The sequence below is a fragment of the Hymenobacter sp. genome (assembly GCF_035709525.1).
In the GTDB taxonomy this organism is placed as follows: domain Bacteria; phylum Bacteroidota; class Bacteroidia; order Cytophagales; family Hymenobacteraceae; genus Hymenobacter.
Window position 1 is genome coordinate 1 of sequence record NZ_DASTEP010000148.1, and the last position, 3,201, is coordinate 3,201.

Here is a 3,201-nt window from a genome sequence, read left to right on the forward strand (position 1 = left end):
GCGCCACGCGAGATGCTTCGCTGCGCTCTGCATGACAATCGCTTAGATACAGACTTGCTACTTTAAGGAACAAGCTTAGATAGTTTATGAAATATTCTATTCACCTGGCTTGCCTGGCTTTTGCGGCCCTGGCCGGCCGGCCGGCCCACGCGCACAACCCACAACTGGCCGAAATTCTCGACCCCGCCAAGGCGCTGAACATCATCAACATGACGATGGTGCACGACGTGGTGAGCCCGCCCGTGGCCGCCCGCTACTACGCCTACACCACGATGGGGGCCTACTGCATCGTGGCGGCCCACAACAAGAGCGTGCCGGACTTGCCGCTTCTGGTCAAAAGCTTCGGCGCGTTGCGGCTTGACACCGTGAAGGCCCGCTACGACTACCAGATTGCGGCCTACTACAGCCTGCTCGAAACGGCCCGGCTGCTGCTGCCCTCGGGCGAAACGCTGGCCGAAGAAGAGGCGGATTTGCTGAAAAAACTCGCCCAGCAAGGCACCCGGCCCGACGTGCTGGCGCAGTCGGTGCGCGTGGGCAAGCTGGCCTCGGCGGCCGTGGTGCGCTTCTCCAAAACCGACCATTACGCGCAGCTGAGCGCGCTCAAGCGCTACACGCCCCGCAAGGAAGAAGGCAGCTGGTACCCCACGCCCCCCGCCTACCTCGACCCCGTGGAGCCCAACTGGAAAACCATGCGCCCGCTGGTTATCGACTCGGCCAGCGCGTTTCGGCCCGCGCCGTGCGCGCCGTTCAGCAAGGATACGGCCTCGGCTTTTTACCGGCTGGCGAAGCAGGTATACACCGTTTCGACGCACCTGAGCGCCGAGCAAAACCAAATAGCGCAATTTTGGGACTGCAACCCGTTTGCCGTGAACACGGCGGGCCACATGTCCATCGGCTTCAAGAAGATAAGCCCCGGCGGCCACTGGATGAACATCGCGGCCCTAACGGCCCGGCAGGCCAAAGTAGGCTTCGACAAGACGGTGGTGGTGCTGTGCGCGGAGGGCATTACGCTCATGGACGCCTTCATCAGCTGCTGGGATGCCAAGTACCTCACCAACCGCATTCGCCCCGAAACCTACATCAACCGCTACATGAGCGTGCGCTGGCAGCCCCTGCTGCAAACGCCGCCCTTCCCGGAGTACACCAGCGGGCACGCCGTGGTATCGACCGCCTCGGCCGAAGTGCTGACCTACCTGCTGGGCGACCACCTGGCCTACACCGACAACACCGAAATCCCGTTTGGCAGCGGCGAGCGGAAGTTTACATCCTTCCGGCAGGCAGCCGCCGAAGCCTCTATCTCACGCCTTTACGGCGGCATTCACTACATCGATAGCGCTACCAATGGCAACGCGCAAGGCAAGCAGATAGGGGAATTTATCGTGGCGCGGCTGCGCGGTAGCGGGGTTAAGCCGCTGGCGGGAGGGAGGAAATAAGCGCGCTGCTCGGACGTGGGCGCCTCACCCCCCAGCCCCCTCTCCGAAAAGGAGAGGGGGAGCCGACCGTATGCAGACGCGAGTGGTCGTTGAATAATCGTTAAGTAGTCGTCCGGCTCCCCCTCTCCTTTTCGGAGAGGGGGCCGGGGGGTGAGGCGCCTACGCCAGGGCAGCACCCCCTACTCCGCCACAAACGCGAAAGCCAGCGCCGGATACGCGCCCGCCTGCTTGCCCAGGTCGGCGGGCAGCGTCACCTGCACCTTATCGCCCTGGCGGGTCCACTGCACGGTTTTGCCGGTTTGCAATAGCGTCAGCTTGCTGCCTTTTTTAGGCAGGTTGCCGGCCCAGGTGAGGGTAGCGGGCGCGGGCTGGTTTTCGGGCAGGCAGGCGATGGCGTAACGGGTGCCCGTTTTGCCCTGCGTGAAGTAGGTGCTGCCGTCCTGGAAGCGCGGCGTGGCGCGGGTGTTGTAGATGGCAGCCCCGTTCACGTCCAGCCACTTACCTATCGCGGCCAGGCGCGTCGTGGCTTCGTCGGCCAGGGTGCCGTCGGGCTTGGGGCCGACGCCGAGCAGCAGGCTGCCGCCCTTGGCTACGACTTCTACCAGCGAGTGGATGATTTTGGTGGGCGACTTGTACGTGTCGTTGGGCACGTAGCCCCAGTTGTTGGCCAGGGTCAGGCAGCTTTCCCAGGGGTTGGGCAGCGGGCGGTCGGGCACGCGCTGCTCGGGCGTCTGGTAGTTTTCGTAGGGGCCGTGCACGGTGCGGTCGACCATGAGCAGGCCGGGCTGGGCCTGCCGGGCCATCGCCGCGATGCGCGGCATATTCACATCTTGGCTGAACTCGGGGATGGGCGCGCCCCACGAGCGCACCTCGGCGTTCACGGTTTCCTTGGGCCGCACCCAGCCGCCATCGAGCCACAGAATGTCCATCTTGCCGTAGTCGTGCATCAGCTCGCTAAGCTGGTTGTAGGTGAATTCCTGGTACTTTTTCCAGCGCCACGGGTACTTCTTGATGTCGTAGTTGACGTTGCGGTTGGGCGTGGCGTACTTCGACCACCAGAAATTCTGCGAGTGCCAGTCGGGCTTCGAAAAATACGCCCCAATCATAAAGCCCTGCTGCCTAAAGGCTTCGAACACGTACTTGGCCACGTTGGCCCGCGGGTTGCTCTGAAACGGGCCGTTGGTAATCTTAAAATCCGACTGCTGCGTGTCGAACATATTGAAGCCGTCGTGGTGCTTGGTCGTGAACACCAGGTAGCGCATCCCAGCTTTTTTGGCCACGCTGGCCCACTGCTCGGGGTTGAATTTCGTCGGGTTGAACACCTTACTATACCCCCAATACTGCTTTTTGAAGTCTTCGTAGGCGATGGTACTATCGCGCTCCACCCAGTCTTCCGAGCACAGCTGCCACGACTCGATAATGCCCGGCACGGCATACAGCCCCCAGTGCAGAATCAGCCCAAATTTCTGGTCGCGCCACTTGTCGAGCTTCTGCACCACGAGCGGGTCAGTGGGCGCTTCGTACTGCGTCGATTGTTGGTGCATACCTTGCTCCTGGGCGTAGGCCGGCAGGGTAGCGGCGGCGGTTAGCAGGGCGAGGGCGAGAGCAATTTTTCTCATTTTTAATGGACTGTTTTTTAGTTGATTATAACTTGCATAAAAAGGCGGTTGTCCTTGCGAGCGCAGCGAAGCAATCGCACCCGACGAGTACCCGAACAGCGCGGCCGAACAGGTGCGATTGCTTCGCTGCGCTCGCAAGGACAGGCGTT

Annotated in this window: 2 protein-coding genes; one reads left to right on the top strand and one right to left on the bottom strand. The window is 61.9% G+C overall.

What is annotated here, in order from left to right; all coding sequences use genetic code 11:
• The first annotated feature begins 86 nt into the window (after window positions 1-86).
• Window positions 87-1,433: a vanadium-dependent haloperoxidase gene (locus VFO93_RS12775; RefSeq protein WP_325134763.1), complete on the top strand. Its 1,347-nt coding sequence runs from the start codon at window positions 87-89 to the stop codon at window positions 1,431-1,433.
• A gap of 179 nt (window positions 1,434-1,612) precedes the next feature.
• Here the strand turns inward: VFO93_RS12775 and VFO93_RS12780 are convergent, their stop codons facing one another.
• A complete protein-coding gene (locus tag VFO93_RS12780) occupies window positions 1,613-3,052 on the bottom strand; it encodes an alpha-L-fucosidase (protein ID WP_325134764.1) in 1,440 nt (479 codons plus the stop codon).
• Window positions 3,053-3,201 lie beyond the last annotated feature (149 nt).

What these genes read in the sequence shown, in the direction of transcription:
- VFO93_RS12775 (WP_325134763.1), top strand. Translation starts at nt 87, where the DNA reads ATGAAATATTCTATTCACCTGGCTTGCCTGGCTTTTGCGGCCCTGGCC.
- VFO93_RS12780 (WP_325134764.1), bottom strand. Translation starts at nt 3,052, where the DNA reads ATGAGAAAAATTGCTCTCGCCCTCGCCCTGCTAACCGCCGCCGCTACC.